The organism is Rhizobium sp. R711 (assembly GCF_002211365.1).
Lineage (GTDB): Bacteria > Pseudomonadota > Alphaproteobacteria > Rhizobiales > Rhizobiaceae > Rhizobium.
The window spans coordinates 197,846-212,525 of record NZ_LOKZ01000001.1 but is presented as its reverse complement, the minus strand read 5'-3'; the positions used below and the strand labels follow the sequence as shown (position 1 = coordinate 212,525).

Sequence of the window (14,680 nt, the reverse complement as noted above, 5' to 3'; positions counted from 1 at the left end):
GATCGCCTGCTGTGAGGCGACGTACGCAAATGGATAAACCGGATGGAGAACGGTGTTGCATTCGTAAAGAGCTGCTTCAGGGAGCGCACCAAGGCGATTGAGGAACTCGCCCCCCGCAACGAGGGGTTTCGCGACCTTTGCGACGACTTTCTGACTGCGCATGAGGAGAAACTGCAATGGGAACGGTCATCCGATCCTGAGCGGGACGAGCGCATCGCCGAGTACCAGGAGCTCATAAACAGCATGCGGATCGAGATCGAGCAGACCCTCGCCAGAGCAGCGATCGTTCCGTTCAGACCACCACGGCGATAGTCATCACGACGCAATCAGCAAAATGACCACTTGAGATCAATCGCTCCAAGAGAGGAACAATGATGATAGAAAGAATTGGCATCTTTGCCGGAGCGGCGCTCGCTGCTTTCCTGTCCATAGCAGCCGTTGGTCGAGCAGACACAATCAGCTACGCTGATGCGGTTACGACCCTTGCCAAGGAATGCGGGTCCGACATCAAGAAATTCTGCAATGGCCAAAACCTCGGAAACGGTCGCATTCAGGCCTGCCTCGAGAAAAACGCATCGAAGGTCTCGCCGACCTGCACATCGACCCTTGGCAGCGTCATGACGTCGATCGCTCAGCGCCAGGAAGCGCAGGCGTCGGTATTCAAGGTCTGCCAGCACGACATCTCCCAGTACTGCAACGGCGTGAAAGGGGACGGGAACATTCTCTCCTGCCTCGTCGAGACGAAGCGCGTCGACAACAAGCAATGCAACGAGGCAATCACCGACGCAGGATGGCGTTGATATGGCCAACGACAGGGGAAACAAGATGATAGTTCGCAGCTTTCGCATTTCATTCGCACTCGGCCTGATTCTGGCTCCGTTGGTCGCTTCCGCCCAAGAGCTCGACAACAGTCAGATCATGGGTACTCTCGCACAGGTGCGCTCGGCGGCACCTGCCGTCGATGTCGCGCTCCTCGTCGAGGAAGCCAACGCCAATGTGGGAAAGGGCGTTGCAGCGCTGCCCAACTGGGGCAAGCTGTCGGAGCTCTCGCAGTTGATCGTCGAGATCGATTTCGAAAACAACTCGACTGCCATCGAGCCGAAATCCTACCGGACGGTGGGGCTGATCGCGGACGCGCTGCACCATCCGGACCTGTTCCGGTACAAGTTCCTCATTGTCGGACACTCGAGCGCGACTGGAACCGCCAAGCACAATCTCGAACTCAGCCAGAAGCGGGCCGACGCTATCAACGAAGCGCTGTCGACCACCTTCGCAGTTTCGCCTGATCGCCTCTTCTCAGTCGGTGCCGGAGAAGAGTGGCCGATTGATCCCGGCCACCCGGAGTCGGCCGACAACCGGCGCGTACAACTGATCAATCTGGGGCTTCTGAAATAGTGCCACTCAAGGAAAATCCAGGGAGTAAGACCAATGCCTAGATTATTCGACATATGTTTGGTCGTCGCGGTAGCGGGCCTATTGTCCGCTCCTCCAGCGCTCGCACAGGACGCCATATCAGCGCCCGCGCAGAAGACCATTGGCGCAACCAAGTCAAAGATGGTGCCGTCGCTGGCCGTCCTCAATTCCCAAGGTGCAAAGCTCGAGAACGGCAAGCTCACAATGAGCGGCATCTCAGCGACGTCGATCGTTTTCGCCGACCGCCCGGTGCGATCCGCCGGCCATGTCCTCACATCAGAATTCATCAAACAATGGGATGAGGGCCCCGACAGCTTTGCCAAGGATCCTCCGAACGCGACGATCTCGGTCTTGAGCGGCAAGGGCGATAGCGTCGCCGATGCCGTCGTCGTCCTGAAGACGCCCAAGCTCGAGGGTGGAAACCTCACCTTTGAGGTCGCGATCCTTGAAGGTGATCTCGCCGGTGCCGATGGTCCCGCGTCCCTGTTCATCGACTGGTTTGCCGCGCGTGGCCCGTACGGCGGCGTCGCCGTCGGGGGTATTGGTCGTGCAGCGGTCTGGCGTGGTGGATGGTACGCGCATCCTGGCGCATACTACGGCGCAGGCGTCGTAGCAGGCGCAGCGTTGGGCGCGGCTGTCGCTTCCGAACGTCATTACTATTACCCGCCTCCGGCCTGCGGCTATTATCCCTATCCGCCCTGCTACTAGCACCACGAAAAGCAACAGGTGGTGCTATTTTTGGCCAGAGGGAGGTGCAAGAAAGCCTCCCTCTGGGTGTGACAAGACTGAGGATGCACAGAGTGGACGATTTATCGACGCCAAAACCCGTCTTGGAAATTCTTGTCGGCACCGTGTTTCTGATCGTCGTCATTTTCGTGCACGGGGTCGGTATCAGGCGCATCAGCCGGCAGTTCAGCAAATCCTGGGCCAATGTGACCGGTAGCACGCCGCACTGGCGGCTGAACTTGATGCTCGCCGCAACGATCGCCGCGTTGGCGGCGTTGCATTTTGCAGAGACACTGGTCTGGGCGGTACCGCTTTACATGAGGGCGATTATCCCCTCGATGCGCGACAGCTACTACTACGTCCTGGAAAACTATACGACGCTTGGCGAGGGCAATGTCACCCTTCCAGACCGATGGCGTCTGCTCGGGCCGATCATCGGCATGTCGGGATTATTCACCTTTGGTTGGACGGGGAGCGTCCTGGTCAGCATCATGACCGATTTCGGAAAATTCGACATGCTGCAGGCAAGGCACGAGCGTATGCGGGAGGAAAGCCGAGAGCAATGAGGTGCGACAATAGCCGTCTCGCATCGCTCCTCAGCCTCAAATCAGCTGGTCCGATCGATCGGCAAATGGTGGAATCCGCAAGGCCCGGCAAGCTTGGTCAAGTGGTCAGCCGGCCTTATAAGAAAAATTCATATAGGGCGGCTCGCCCGCCCGCACGAGTGAAGAATGACATAGCGGAAGCAGGCGACGTTGCGTTATTAAGCTTCCAAAGGTGGAAAGCTCTCGATCATGAATCACGACAATAGCCGCGACGCTTCCCCGACGATTGCCGATGTTGCGCGCTTGGCGGGGGTATCGCGAGCCGTCGCGAGCCGGGCGCTTTCCAACCAAGCGCGGCCGGTTTCCTTTGAAAAACGAGAGCGCGTGATCGCCGCAGCTGCAGGTCTTGGTTATAAACCGAACCTGCTTGCGCAGAGCCTGACGACCAAGACCGTCAATCTTGTGGCTGTCGTCGTCAATCACATCCATGATCTTTCCGACCTTGACCTGTTCGACCGGCTCATCGATCAGGTCCAAACTATTGGCAAACAGGTCATTCTGATCCGCATCGGCTCGGTTGCGCGCGTCGAAGAATTTCTGCGCACTGGCGTCGCCTATCATGTCGATGCGGCGCTGGTTTTTTCCGATTTTGCCAACGCGCTGACCGTGCGCCGCATGTTCCGCTCCGACCATGTCATCATGCTGAACGGCCTTCACGACGAGTTTTCTCCCGTCATCATTCCCGACGAGAATGCCGGCATCGTCGAAGCCGTCGCTCATGCCGCATCCAAAAAAGTGCGCAACGCCGTCTTTGTGACAGGACGGGCATCCTCTCAGGTCGAGCAGGCACGGATCCGCTCCTACGAGGAGGCCTTTTCATACTATGGGATCGATCTCATTCGATCTATCCAGGGCGACTATTCCTATGAAAGCGGCCATGCTGCAGCCAGAGCCCTTGCGGGCTCTGACCCTTGCGATGCTGTATTTTGCACATCCGATGCAATGGCCATGGGCATCCTGGACGTATGCCGGGCCGACTTTCCCAATGGCCGTCCCTCACGTTTTCGCCTCTACGGCTTTGACAATCTGTCTCTGACCAATTTCGACGCGTACCCGATTTCTTCGATCGGCTATGACAAGGCCCTCTATGTTCGTCATATCGTCGATGCCGTTGCCAATCCCGGCAATTTCACGCCAGGCCAATCGCCCGTGACAGTGCCGACACGTTTTGTGCCGCGCCTGACCGCGTAACATAAACAGGCCGCCCGAAGACGGCCCGCAACAAACTTACCGCTGGGGTGAGGGCAGGGAATTGGAAATCGGACCCGCCACTTCTTGTGGTTTGCCGCAGGCGCCAGACCGGACGTAATCGGAAACGAACAAAGTCGAGCCAGCGGACGAACTCCGCGTCCTCCTTGGTGAGGCCGCCGCGGTCACGAACTGCGGGTTCTTGGTCGCGCCGAGCAGGGCAGGCTCTTCGACTGCTGCTTCGAGCCCCTTCCGCTGCACTCGCAGGAAGCCGCCAGCTGTAAATTGATCGAAACAGACGCGCTGTGTCTTCTGGAACGGCGGTCTTCAAAAAGCGCTTCAGGGCTACAAGGGAGAATGCATTTGATGGTTCATTCCCTCTTATGATCATGCCATTTTGGCTGCCCGCAGTTCCGGTTCGGGCATCGAGTCCTCCCAGAGCCAGTAGCGAATCTCGCCCTCGCATCTGAAATTCACGACTTCATGGTTTCCCTTGGAATCGACAGCGTGGATCACGACGCCGGCCAGGAATCCGCAGGAGAGTTCATTCAGCTCATCGACGGCGAGCTTCACCGCGTCGGAAAGTGAATAGCCAAGTTTCATCGCAAGAACGACCGTGCGCGCTGTCGAACAGCGCATCGTCATTTCGCCAGTATGCGTGCACGCCGCCGCGCCGTAGCGGCTGTCGGCGTAAAAGCCTGCACCTGGGATAGGGCTGTCGCCAATCCGGCCGGGATATTTCCACGCCCAACCGGAGGTCGACGTCGCTGCATGGATGCCGCGTTCGGGATCGGCCGACAGGAAGACGGTCGTGTCGCGAACGCGCTCCGGATCGGTGATGGCGCAGCTGAGAGGAGCCAACGGAATGTTTGGAAATTTCGCCAGATCCGCAGGTGAGAGTTCCTTTTCCAGTCGCTCCCACCAGACCCGCTTGCTGTCCTCGAACAACACGTCATCGTCTGGGAAGCCGATTTCGCTGGCAAAGCGCCGGGCTCCTTCGCCCGTGAGCATCACGTGCGGCAGACGCTTCATGACCTGATGGGCAAGGCGCGCCACGGCAAGCGTATTAGGAACCGCGCCCACCGTCCCGACCTCGCGCGTGTTGCCATCCATAACGGCTGCATCGAGCTCCATATGGCCAAGCATGTTAGGCCAACCGCCGTAGCCGACGCTTCGCACCCTCACGTCGCTTTCCACCTTGCTGATCCCGGCGACCATTGCATCGAGGCTGATTGTGCCGTCACGCAACATTTCGACGGATGTCAGAAAACCCGGCCAGGCTTCTTTGTTGGCTAAAAGGAGCATCTTGAACCTCAATCCTTGCGCATCTTGAAAGAACTGGCAGCTGACGGCTGTCCATGCCGCGGCGCAGAAGAAGCCTTTGGTCGGCAAGTCGACCAGCGACTTGCCCTTTGTCGAGAAAGACGATGCGATCGGAACGCATGCCTGGCAAACTCGACCTCGTGAGTGACGAACAACATCTTCGTGCCATCCTGCGCGCGCTATCACCGCGAACGCGCCCAGGATGGCGTTGCCGAAAAGCGCGCACACGCATGCTTCTGGCGTCAGAAGGGAAGCTTGCCGAGGACGCCGAGATGCGGCAAGAAAATTGATAGGTCGAACACGCAAGATCTCTCCACGGGTGCGAGTGAAACCGGTTCCATCGTGTCGGGCCGATCAAATGCTGTCAAGAATGCAGGAAAGTTTCCTTATGAAATCCCGGCGCCCATGAGCTGCTGGATTGGGCTCGGGAGCCGATAGTGCAAAGAGCAATGAAATGCTACGGAAGCGTGGTTTCCTGTAACGCAAACACCAAGCACTTGCCCCCATGAAGCGAGCATCGCCATGAGCCATATCCCACAGATCGATTACGCAACGTCTTCCGAAGAGATCAGGGCCGCACACGACGAGGAGGTGAGGGCGCGCGGCCGGATGACGAACATGAAGCGCACATTGCTGCATTCGCCCGTCGCCCATCGCGTTTACGCCGAATGGTTCACGCTTCGCGCCGAGCTCTCTTCAATTGCGGATAGATCGATTTTTGTCTTCTCGCACGCCATTTCAGAATCCGCGGGCTCGATGATTGCCATCACGTTCTTTCGCCGGGCGCTGATCAATGCGGGGTTCGACCCTGACGATATGATATTTTCCGAAGAAGAAATCCTTCTCAACGCATTCGGCCAGGCAATCGTTGACGGTTCCAACGCCATCCCCACAGAGATCTGGACGAAGCTAAAGCATCGTTACGATGCCAAGACGCTCGTCGATCTCGTGGCCTTTGCTGGCATTATGCTTGCAACTGCGGTCTTCAATAATGTGGTCGACATTGACTTCGATCCAGAGCTCGAAGCCTTCGCAAAGAATGCAGATCAGGCGTCTGGCGAGTTGGCGTGCGCCGCTATTCGTTAGCCTCATCTGTTATGTTGAAATAAATGATAATGCCTTCTTTTCCATGCCTGTCGCGATGAATTCGCTTTGCCCTAAAAGCTTTGAAGGAAGACGGCATAGAAAAAAGAAAACCCTCGCGGAGCAGGCGATGGAAGTCAGTGACGATGCGGTGCGCCATGGCATCATCGTAGAAGTTCAAAGGAATTGAGAGGCGCACTCAGGAGCGCACGCCCGGCTGGAGAACACTTGAGCTCCGCAGGATCTATGCCCTATTAGAATGTCTTTGCAACCTGGTACTCGTTCGCTTCCCAGGAGCGCAGTTCTCCGGCCTCGCAACTGTAGTTCTCGTCAGTTTCAGCTATCCCGATACCGATACCGTCGATATTCGGATCATCGAATGTAGCAAGAATGTCTGACTTGCGTATTTTTCGCTCCTGAAAGTCTTTCAGTATGAATTCGAGGCACTGAACGTTCTTCTTCGTGTTGCTATGTTGGATGTGGCTCTCAATTTTCCGGTTGATTTTGGAAAGCGGGAGCGTGTCTGCTCGGGCTGCTTCGGATACCAACAGCGTCGACAACGCCAGAATGACGATCCGCATCACATGCAATGTCATCTCAGAGTTCCTCCGTCTCTACCAGGTAGATCCAACCCACGCGGCGCAGAACCTCGCGCCGACCCGTCGGGTCCGGATAGGTCATCTAACGAACCATCCGATGGTTCCGCTTGCCGCGTCAGGACTTTATTACCTTCGACTGCATCTGGGCGGCCACTTCCACCTCTCGGTGTTTCGTTCGGTAATGATCTGGATGTCATTGTCCTGCCCATGCTTTTGCGAGCCCGGCGGGCCTCAGCCCTGCACATCCGACCGGTAGAGGGTCATCCTTCCCGCGCTTCCATTCGGGGGTCGCCGCTTGGGCATCGAAAGGAACTGCACTGCAGCCAGAAGCTCGGATGCACGCGTCACGGCTCACCCCTTTTGGGCGCAGAAGCGGTTTCACAAACCTTTAGCAGGGTGTTGATTTCGTCGCACAAAACCATGAATGCGGCGGCGACGAGTTCGTCTGGTGTATCGTCCATCTCCTCAATCAATGTCCCAATCTCGCTGAGCGCGCGAGAGGCCATGGGGGTATCGGCTCCACTTCCGTCAAGTGTGTGCCGCAGCTCGTGGATCCTGGCGATGCCGCGAGCGACCATCTCTTTTCGCTCGTTGAGCGTCAGGAGGTGAATTTGGTTTACGGCGCGAACGAGCTCGGAGATAAAATCTGGTGTTGTTGAAATGCTTGCCATGCCTCACCCACCTCCGAACTTAAGCGGATTAGTTGTGACCAAAATATCGAAACTGCCGTTTGTTGACGAGTTAATTTTTCGGTTGACCTACGGGGCCGCGGAACATGGTCGCAGTTTTTAACGTCTGCGAACCAAAGACTTCGTCGGCCTTCCTTCAATGCCTCCTCCCGGGACGAAGTTCAATCAACACGGCGAGCGGGATTGAACGCAAGTGCCGCGCCGGTTCCAAATCAATGTGCGGTGACGCTATATCCGTGATTGCGTCCGTTCCCGTGATGTCACGATCATCTTTACCCGTGCCTTGTTCCGGTCAGATGGGGTCCCAAGTTTTTTAGCTCTGCCCCCATGCGGCGGTATGTCATTGGTGGCGGTAGACGTGTTCGTGTTTCACCTCGCGGACGGGCGATGGGGTGGTAGATTGTTCCCCATAGCTCGGCCTGGGAGGAAAACACCTATGAGCAAATGTCGCGCTTTCGTTGCAGCCGCAATGTTGATCGGATTGGCCGTGATTGTTTCGGCCTGCACGACCGAGGACAATTCAAATCGCGCTGATTTTCAATATCAGCCACGGCATTCCGTCAATCCCGCCTGCAGCCATGGCTTCAGACCAACCAATGCGCTCTCGTGTGCCTACTGAGGGCCCCGCCAGTGCAAACTGGGCATCAAGCAGCCACTGGCAATCCAATCATGAAGAAGGGTTGGGAAGCCTGCGAAATAAAGCTGCGCTATTCGCGCTATGCCCGCAATTCCGGCGCCGATTGGTGGGAGATCCAGCGGCAGTTTGGAATTGACAGACTCCTGGCATCGGTGAACAGGAGGAGCTCACTTCTTCTTGAACTCGAACAGCTCGATGATGTTGCCTGACGGATCTTCGAGCAGGATGGCGCGGCCGGCACCACCGTCGCTTATATCACCGCGGAAACTTGCATCGGCGAGGCGCAACCGCTCAACCAGCGCGTCGAGTTCCTTCGTGACGATCATAAACCGGTTCCATCCGCCAGGCTTCGGATTGCCGCCGGCCTGACCACCGCTTCCTGCACCCGGGGCGCTCAGATAAAGCGTCAGCTCGTCACGCATCAGTGCGGCGAATTTGCCTGGATTGTGCTTGTCGAGCTTGAAATCGAGATTGTTTCGATAGAACGCGACCGCCTCGTCAACGTCGATGACGATATATCGGACGGAGACCATTGCGGCTTCTCCTTTGTCTGAGAGCGACGCGAGCTAATCTATATCAAATTCCGACAGACAGACAGCTGAATCGGTCCCGCTGCCTCCGGCAGCCAGCGTTAGATTTCACCGCTAGAACGTGGTTTCCTGTACCAGCCACCACACCGGAAGGAATGCCAGCGCAATAGCCGCCAACCAGACCGAGACGAATTTGATTAAATGTTGCCTTCTCGCTTTCGCTTCGTTCCACTCGTAGTACATCGCCAACTCCCAACTTCAGGCTTCGCTACTGAAACACTGCGGCTGCCGCGAGTCGAGTGCGCAACTGCAACACTGACCATAGCTCTTTCGGCCCGTTTCCTTAGTCTGCTTTTTTCGCAAAAGTTGAAGTTCGCCCCTCTGCTTCCTGAAGAGTGCAAACCGGGTTCCGGAAGGCTCCGAGGGGATACGCGAGGGGCGTCCGGAGCATTCCGGTGTCCGAGGGGTTGGGACACCGCAGATTATGCAGCGACCAGCCGTCTTGAACAGTTGGACCAAAGTCCTGAAACGAACCAGAGCTGAAGTCCCGGAGCGGTCGGACTTAGGTCCGGTGTTCAAAAACAACGCCAATGCTATCAGTGTTCGAGGCAACGAGCTGCAACTCGCAGATCTGTGCAACTCGGATTGGGAAACAAGACATGAAAAACCTCGCTATCGCAGCGCTGGCACTTGCGACTGTATTGTCAGCGTCGCCGGCATTCTCTCAAATCTATTTTGAGTACGGCGCTGGACCTCGTTACTACGACGACCCGCCACCCCCACGGTATCATCGTTACCCGCCTCGCTACGCATACGATGACGATGGCGGCCCGTATCGCTATCGCCAACGGTGCTGGACACAGAAATATTACGGATACCGCTATGGCCACCGGGTGGTGCGATACAGGAATATCTGCGAGTAGATGTGCGCTGTCCTTTTTGGCCCGTCGTTTCGCGCCAGGCGCGCCGGGCGCGACTGGCCATGCGGTCGCATGACCCCGCAAGCCAGGACGCACGCACGAACCTCGGCCCCATCTCAGCGGCTGCAGTCACGGCGAGGTCTCAGCGGGTTAATGCCTTGCTCATCACCGGGAAGCCATATACCGCAATGTGTCGCGCCCATGCCGTAAGCAGCCCCAATTTGTGAGTAATCCGGATACTCAACGACGAACTGGCGCGCGCGTTGGATTATCATGCCCCGACTAGCGCCGTTGTGCTCTAAGGCACACGGCGGTCAATAATTGCTGCAGTCAGGGACATTCGGCGCGAGCGGGAAGTTCAACGGGCGACGATATACGTCGAAATAATGCATTGATTTAGCAATCGCTTGAGGCGAGCCTTTCAAGGAGCCATGCGGCCAGCGACCTATGTCGAGGGGAGTTCAATGAAGAAAATCGTGGTTGTCAGTATGCTGATGCTTGAATCCTGCACGGGCGTCCCGCAGCCGGAACAGGCGATCCCCTACACCCTTTCGAAGGCTGAGCTTTCGACGGTTCAGGATGGAACTCGCAAGTTCCTGAAAGATCCTGCCAGCGCGACTTTTGAAAACATCAGGGCCTCTCAGAAAACATCAGGGATTTATGTCTGCGGCGTTGTGAATTCCAAGAACGGGGCGGGCCATTTCACTGGCGGTGAGCCTTTCGCAGGTGTTTTGACAACGACGAGTGTCGGAGGGAAAGCCAAGCCGTCGTTTGCCCTGACCACACAAGGCAACGTACAAAATGATCTTGCTTCCGTGTGCCGACAGAACGGCATCGTCAGTTAAGGTTCATTCTCGCACTGGTCGTAAGCATTTGCGAGAGGCGCGGGCCGGTATTCCTGTCGCGTTAGCGTTTGATGTCGATTATTTCGGCAGCACTACGGCAGCATACCGACGAGGCTTCGACGCATGGCGGGGGCAAGGCGGGCGCCGCGGAGCGGCCTTCGCGTGGGTATTGAAGAGACGGAGATCCAAGAGCGAGTGCACCGGACGGGAGAAAGTTCGAACCATTTATGGTCAGCGCTTCTCGAAATGTCCGATTGGGTGAGTGTCCGAAAAAAGTTAAGCCCGCGATAGGACCATCAGCCATTCGGGAGCTAGAGCCGCGAGGCTTCGGTTGGTTTCACTTCCGATCAACTCCCCGCTCTCCTACGTTTTGATGGTGGAATATTCTTGAGGCCTTTCAACTTCGCCGGATCGGCTTTCGTGGAGTAATGGAACAGTCCCCAGGCTCTGCCATCCGTCGGCGAGACGAATCTATTCCTTGGTCTTCATAAAAGCGCTGCAGCGACGTCACTCCGCCAGCTCGGTTGGCCGACGCGCTCACGCAGCCTTCTCTCGCTTCGTGATCATAACCGTCAGCCGAGCCCGATCCAAGATTAGTTCTCGAACGGGGGCGATCTCAACAGCCACAATTGGCGCAGAGCGGTCACCTGCCGATGGCCGGGAGGGGCTATGAAGATCTCATCAGGTGCCCTAGAGGGCAGGAATGGCACTGGATTGTTGCGCTAGGACAAGTGGAAGATCTTTCGCATTCTCGCGGCAAACGTTGTTGCCCCGTTTCCGTGCGCCATCGATCCCTTCGTCTGAAGCCGCTCTGCTAAAGTCGTCGCGACAGAATAAGAGCCAATTCGTCTGCCAGCGCAGGGCGGTCCCGCATGAGCGCGGCAAGCCGTTCCTGCTTGATTTCGGTAGAACTCGATCAACGTCATTCAGGTCGATTTGACTGAGAATATTACACACGCCTAAATTGGCGTGCGCAGTTCCCCAACTTCCGGCTTTTTGTAGTGGATAGAAGTCGTTAAGTTCGATCTCGGTGGTTTTGCGATGTTGCCTCATCTTCGGCTTTAGGTTGTGTATGGCAACTGCGGTACGATCACGAGATAATACACATGGCTAAAGAAACACCCTTCAGCGCACTCACGCGCAAGATGCTCGACAACTGGCTCAAAACGGATCCGGAACGACCGGTTTCGCCAGACGTAGTGTACCGCGACGTACTCGACCTGTTGTCGATCAAGATGCGTCTGACGGTGTTCACGATTAAGGGTGACGATCCGAAACGATGGTTCATGAAAGCCATCCGCCACTCGGGCTTCACGTCACGGGTGCTCAACATCAACAAGATATTCACCGATTCCTACATTGGAGATTTCAAGGACCAAACCTACATGGACGAAGCCGTGATCCCTCGGCTGCTGCAGGTGCTCGACAGCCAGCAGCCGTCGATGGAGTTGGTGAAGACAAAGCTCTTCGGTATCAATCTCGGATACGATCGCATCCTCCTGCCGCAGCGCAACGTCCGTCGCCCGGAGTGGATCATTTCGTCATCGTATGCGCAGTTCTTGCTCAGTCCGCCCCAGCAACAGGAAAAACTCGACGTGGGCGATGAGGCGATCGTTCAGCTCCTCATTGAGGGTGCCACAGCGAAAGAGATCGCCGTCACGCTCGATGTCTCACACCGGACGATTGAGCATCGATTGGAGCGATTGAAGCAGCGATATGGAGCCCGGAACATCGTGCATCTGGTGTCTATGCTGATCGCAACTCATCTGGATCAATCACGCTGACTTAGGATCTATCCCGTGGAGATTTCAGCGGCGGCATTACCGGAAGAGGGCCACGACGTTGGTCGGCGCGCTATTCGCGATGCTGAGCGACTGGAGCGCCAATTGCTGTTGCGTTTGCAGGGCGACGAGACGCGATGACTCCGCCTCCATGTCGGCGTCCACCAAGCGCCCGATCCCCGACGAAATGTCGTCGATCATGTCTTTCGCGAATTCGGCCTGAATATCGATGCGGTTTTTGAGCGAGCCGAGAGTGGCTGCCCCATCGATGACGCGCCCGAGCATGCTCTCGACGCTGACGAGATAGGCACTCACCATGCCGGGATTCTTTTCGACGTCGACGGCCTTCAAACCGCTCATCGGCAAGGGTTCGATGTTCACGATCATATTCTTGAAGCCTATTTCGGTCTTCGCGCCGTTCAAACGATCGTCCAGGGGGTCTGATCTAACGAGAATTTGCGACCCGCTGGCTTCGATAATTGTATTGGGACGGGTGATCAGCGCTTTCAGAACCGTCACCATGTCGTCGGCCGTGTTGATCCAGCCGTCGGTCGTCCCGAGGATGGAATTGATTGTCGCGCGATCGATGGTGTGGGTCTCGGTTGCCTCGCCGTTCACGCCAAACGTGAAATCCAAAGACACGTCGCGATAAATTTTGAAAGGCGTGAAGTTAAGCGTCTTAACCGAACCGAGAACCCCATAGGCGTTGGCGTTCCCAAGTGTCCCAGCGTTCAAAGTCGAGCTGAAACTAGTAATCTGGACTTGAGAACCGTTGAGCCCGGATTGCTCCGTTGTATCGATGTCGTACTGCACCGGGTCGGGGTAAGCGGGAGCGCCGATAGGATGGTGCCAGACAGGGGCGGCTGAGACGTCCGTGCTTATTCCCGCCGCCGCAAACGCCGCGTTCAACACTTGCGACATTTCGGTTGCATTGCTGATCGATGCTTTCCCCAGTTGCGAGATAACCAAAGCTTGGTTCACGGTAACGCCAACGGTTTCGCCTGGATTTAAAGGCGCGGACAATCCTTGTGACGGGTTGTCGCCGTCGAGCGTCATATCAAACGTTATTTTGTCCGTAGTGGAAAACAGTATGGCGTCGGGGATCTGCTGACCGGAAGTAATGTGAAAAGGCAGAGAGTTTGAAATCGTTGCGACAGAGCCCCGTGAGAGGTTTTCAGTTAAATAGTCGTTTGTGATGACATCCGTGGAATAGTTCTCGCCTCTCATGCCGCCAATCGTCAGCGGACTGCGCGGATCGCCGTCGAGGATCCCGCCGCCTTCCTTGTTGTAGAGAGAGGTCATGATCTGGTCGAGCAACATCGTGTCGACCTTGACCGTGCCATCGGCATTCCGGACGAACGACGAAACAAGGCTGGCGGACCGATCCTTCGGGTCCGCTTCGTAGAGGTCATGGACGTCGGTGTTCAGCCAGTTCACGCCGTTGAAGGAGGCCGAATTTGCTATCGTGACGGTCTGCTGGACCAGTTGCGAAATTTCGTCCTGGATTTTTGCCTTGTCGACACCGCTCTCGGTCGCGGCGACCAGTCTCGCCTTGATCTGGTTTAGCACGTCTCCTGTCTGCACCATCGCCTCGTAGGCAGTATCGACCTTGGCCGCTGCCAGTCCCAATGCATCTGACACGGCCGCAACTGCTCCCCGATCTGACCGCATCGTCGTGGATATCGACCAATAGGCGGCATTGTCGGATGCCTGCTGTATCCGCAGTCCCGAACTGACCCTGTCTTGGGTGCTGCTCAGTTTGGAATCGAGCGCACGTAAAGCTAGTAGGGCCGCCGTGGCGGCGGTATTGGTCAAAATGCTTGTCATGACGTACCGCAGTGGGATTAAGAACTGGCAGGATCATCATGATGCCGTTGCGGGCCTCCTGCCCGCGTCGACTATGGTTTCCAAGAGTTAAACAGTCAGGCGAAGCTGAGGGGTAGAAATACCCGAATGCCGTGAACTCATGCCGGAAGCGAAGGGGCGGTCAAAGACGTCAGGGTTTGAGTGGTGCTGGCGTCCACGTTCATTGCTGATTGAAGCCAGGCGTAATAACGGGCGAGGCGTCGCCCGCCAGCTTACCGTCAGCGCTTTCGCCAACAGCTTCCCTTCGCCGATTCTTGAGATAGTGCGCGATGTTGCCGCCACAGGCTGTGCTGAGATCTGCCGCTGAATAGCCCGCGGTTGGCCTCCGCACGGATGATCTCCGCTTGCTGTTCCAAACCCGCTGCCGCAGTCGCCCTCCAGTCAATTATCCTGGAGTGAATAAATGCAGAACCGTGGCTAGCGACGGCTCCTGCCGGGTTTTAGCAGGGGGCTTGTAAGCCTGCACTCTATGGCA

At 56.7% G+C, this 14,680-nt stretch carries 16 protein-coding genes; 10 read left to right on the top strand and 6 right to left on the bottom strand.

Annotated features, from left to right (window positions below; all coding sequences use genetic code 11):
* Positions 1-42: 42 nt before the first annotated feature.
* The 6 genes from ATY80_RS01010 to ATY80_RS00985 all read left to right on the top strand — a co-directional run bounded on the left by ATY80_RS01010 (position 43) and on the right by ATY80_RS00985 (position 3,935).
* Positions 43-312, top strand: a complete 270-nt coding sequence (locus ATY80_RS01010) for a hypothetical protein (protein WP_088690641.1) — start codon at positions 43-45, stop codon at positions 310-312.
* Between the two features lie 59 nt (positions 313-371).
* Positions 372-800, top strand: a complete 429-nt coding sequence (locus ATY80_RS01005) for a cysteine rich repeat-containing protein (RefSeq protein ID WP_088690640.1) — start codon at positions 372-374, stop codon at positions 798-800.
* A gap of 25 nt (positions 801-825) precedes the next feature.
* Positions 826-1,395 carry an OmpA family protein gene (locus tag ATY80_RS01000; protein WP_088691447.1) on the top strand — a complete coding sequence of 190 codons (570 nt, stop codon included), beginning with the start codon at positions 826-828 and terminating at the stop codon, positions 1,393-1,395.
* A 33-nt stretch (positions 1,396-1,428) separates the two neighbouring features.
* A complete protein-coding gene (locus tag ATY80_RS00995; RefSeq protein WP_088690639.1) occupies positions 1,429-2,121 on the top strand; it encodes a hypothetical protein in 693 nt (230 codons plus the stop codon).
* A gap of 92 nt (positions 2,122-2,213) precedes the next feature.
* Positions 2,214-2,705 carry an ion channel gene (locus ATY80_RS00990; RefSeq protein ID WP_088690638.1) on the top strand — a complete coding sequence of 164 codons (492 nt, stop codon included), beginning with the start codon at positions 2,214-2,216 and terminating at the stop codon, positions 2,703-2,705.
* Between the two features lie 228 nt (positions 2,706-2,933).
* Positions 2,934-3,935: a LacI family DNA-binding transcriptional regulator gene (locus ATY80_RS00985; RefSeq protein ID WP_088690637.1), complete on the top strand. Its 1,002-nt coding sequence runs from the start codon at positions 2,934-2,936 to the stop codon at positions 3,933-3,935.
* Between the two features lie 384 nt (positions 3,936-4,319).
* Here ATY80_RS00985 and ATY80_RS00980 read toward each other — a convergent pair whose 3' ends face one another.
* On the bottom strand, positions 4,320-5,237 hold the full coding sequence (locus ATY80_RS00980) for an isoaspartyl peptidase/L-asparaginase (protein WP_088691446.1): 918 nt from the start codon (positions 5,235-5,237) through the stop codon (positions 4,320-4,322).
* Positions 5,238-5,777: 540 nt separating this feature from the next.
* Here ATY80_RS00980 and ATY80_RS00975 point away from each other — a divergent pair.
* Positions 5,778-6,341: a hypothetical protein gene (locus ATY80_RS00975; RefSeq protein ID WP_088690636.1), complete on the top strand. Its 564-nt coding sequence runs from the start codon at positions 5,778-5,780 to the stop codon at positions 6,339-6,341.
* Positions 6,342-6,592: 251 nt separating this feature from the next.
* Here ATY80_RS00975 and ATY80_RS00965 read toward each other — a convergent pair whose 3' ends face one another.
* From ATY80_RS00965 to ATY80_RS00950, 3 genes are all read right to left on the bottom strand, one after another.
* Positions 6,593-6,934 carry a hypothetical protein gene (locus ATY80_RS00965; RefSeq protein ID WP_245306725.1) on the bottom strand — a complete coding sequence of 114 codons (342 nt, stop codon included), beginning with the start codon at positions 6,932-6,934 and terminating at the stop codon, positions 6,593-6,595.
* Between the two features lie 347 nt (positions 6,935-7,281).
* The gene (locus ATY80_RS00960; RefSeq protein ID WP_088690634.1) at positions 7,282-7,608 is read right to left on the bottom strand and encodes a hypothetical protein; all 327 of its coding nucleotides are present in this window, start codon (positions 7,606-7,608) and stop codon (positions 7,282-7,284) included.
* Between the two features lie 822 nt (positions 7,609-8,430).
* Positions 8,431-8,796: a VOC family protein gene (locus ATY80_RS00950; protein ID WP_088690632.1), complete on the bottom strand. Its 366-nt coding sequence runs from the start codon at positions 8,794-8,796 to the stop codon at positions 8,431-8,433.
* A 656-nt stretch (positions 8,797-9,452) separates the two neighbouring features.
* Here ATY80_RS00950 and ATY80_RS00945 point away from each other — a divergent pair.
* The 3 genes from ATY80_RS00945 (at position 9,453) to ATY80_RS00935 (ending at position 12,342) form a co-directional block, all read left to right on the top strand.
* Entirely contained in the window at positions 9,453-9,716 is a 264-nt protein-coding gene (locus tag ATY80_RS00945; protein WP_088690631.1) for a hypothetical protein, read from the top strand.
* Between the two features lie 461 nt (positions 9,717-10,177).
* Complete coding sequence (locus ATY80_RS00940) at positions 10,178-10,558, top strand: hypothetical protein (RefSeq protein WP_088690630.1); 381 nt, start codon at positions 10,178-10,180, stop codon at positions 10,556-10,558.
* Positions 10,559-11,664: 1,106 nt separating this feature from the next.
* The gene (locus ATY80_RS00935) at positions 11,665-12,342 is read left to right on the top strand and encodes a helix-turn-helix transcriptional regulator (protein ID WP_088690629.1); all 678 of its coding nucleotides are present in this window, start codon (positions 11,665-11,667) and stop codon (positions 12,340-12,342) included.
* 36 nt (positions 12,343-12,378) lie between these two features.
* Here the strand turns inward: ATY80_RS00935 and ATY80_RS29300 are convergent, their stop codons facing one another.
* Complete coding sequence (locus ATY80_RS29300) at positions 12,379-14,166, bottom strand: flagellin (RefSeq protein ID WP_280950654.1); 1,788 nt, start codon at positions 14,164-14,166, stop codon at positions 12,379-12,381.
* Between the two features lie 199 nt (positions 14,167-14,365).
* A complete protein-coding gene (locus tag ATY80_RS00920) occupies positions 14,366-14,536 on the bottom strand; it encodes a hypothetical protein (protein WP_245306724.1) in 171 nt (56 codons plus the stop codon).
* Between the last annotated feature and the right edge of the window lie 144 nt (positions 14,537-14,680).

Bases quoted from the DNA above. Each gene is read 5' to 3' on its own strand.
- ATY80_RS01010 (WP_088690641.1), top strand. From the start codon at position 43: ATGGAGAACGGTGTTGCATTCGTAAAGAGCTGCTTCAGGGAGCGCACC.
- ATY80_RS01005 (WP_088690640.1), top strand. From the start codon at position 372: ATGATGATAGAAAGAATTGGCATCTTTGCCGGAGCGGCGCTCGCTGCT.
- ATY80_RS01000 (WP_088691447.1), top strand. From the start codon at position 826: ATGATAGTTCGCAGCTTTCGCATTTCATTCGCACTCGGCCTGATTCTG.
- ATY80_RS00995 (WP_088690639.1), top strand. From the start codon at position 1,429: ATGCCTAGATTATTCGACATATGTTTGGTCGTCGCGGTAGCGGGCCTA.
- ATY80_RS00985 (WP_088690637.1), top strand. From the start codon at position 2,934: ATGAATCACGACAATAGCCGCGACGCTTCCCCGACGATTGCCGATGTT.
- ATY80_RS00980 (WP_088691446.1), bottom strand. From the start codon at position 5,237: ATGCTCCTTTTAGCCAACAAAGAAGCCTGGCCGGGTTTTCTGACATCC.
- ATY80_RS00975 (WP_088690636.1), top strand. From the start codon at position 5,778: ATGAGCCATATCCCACAGATCGATTACGCAACGTCTTCCGAAGAGATC.
- ATY80_RS00965 (WP_245306725.1), bottom strand. From the start codon at position 6,934: ATGACATTGCATGTGATGCGGATCGTCATTCTGGCGTTGTCGACGCTG.
- ATY80_RS00960 (WP_088690634.1), bottom strand. From the start codon at position 7,608: ATGGCAAGCATTTCAACAACACCAGATTTTATCTCCGAGCTCGTTCGC.
- ATY80_RS00950 (WP_088690632.1), bottom strand. From the start codon at position 8,796: ATGGTCTCCGTCCGATATATCGTCATCGACGTTGACGAGGCGGTCGCG.
- ATY80_RS00945 (WP_088690631.1), top strand. From the start codon at position 9,453: ATGAAAAACCTCGCTATCGCAGCGCTGGCACTTGCGACTGTATTGTCA.
- ATY80_RS00940 (WP_088690630.1), top strand. From the start codon at position 10,178: ATGAAGAAAATCGTGGTTGTCAGTATGCTGATGCTTGAATCCTGCACG.
- ATY80_RS00935 (WP_088690629.1), top strand. From the start codon at position 11,665: ATGGCTAAAGAAACACCCTTCAGCGCACTCACGCGCAAGATGCTCGAC.
- ATY80_RS29300 (WP_280950654.1), bottom strand. From the start codon at position 14,166: ATGACAAGCATTTTGACCAATACCGCCGCCACGGCGGCCCTACTAGCT.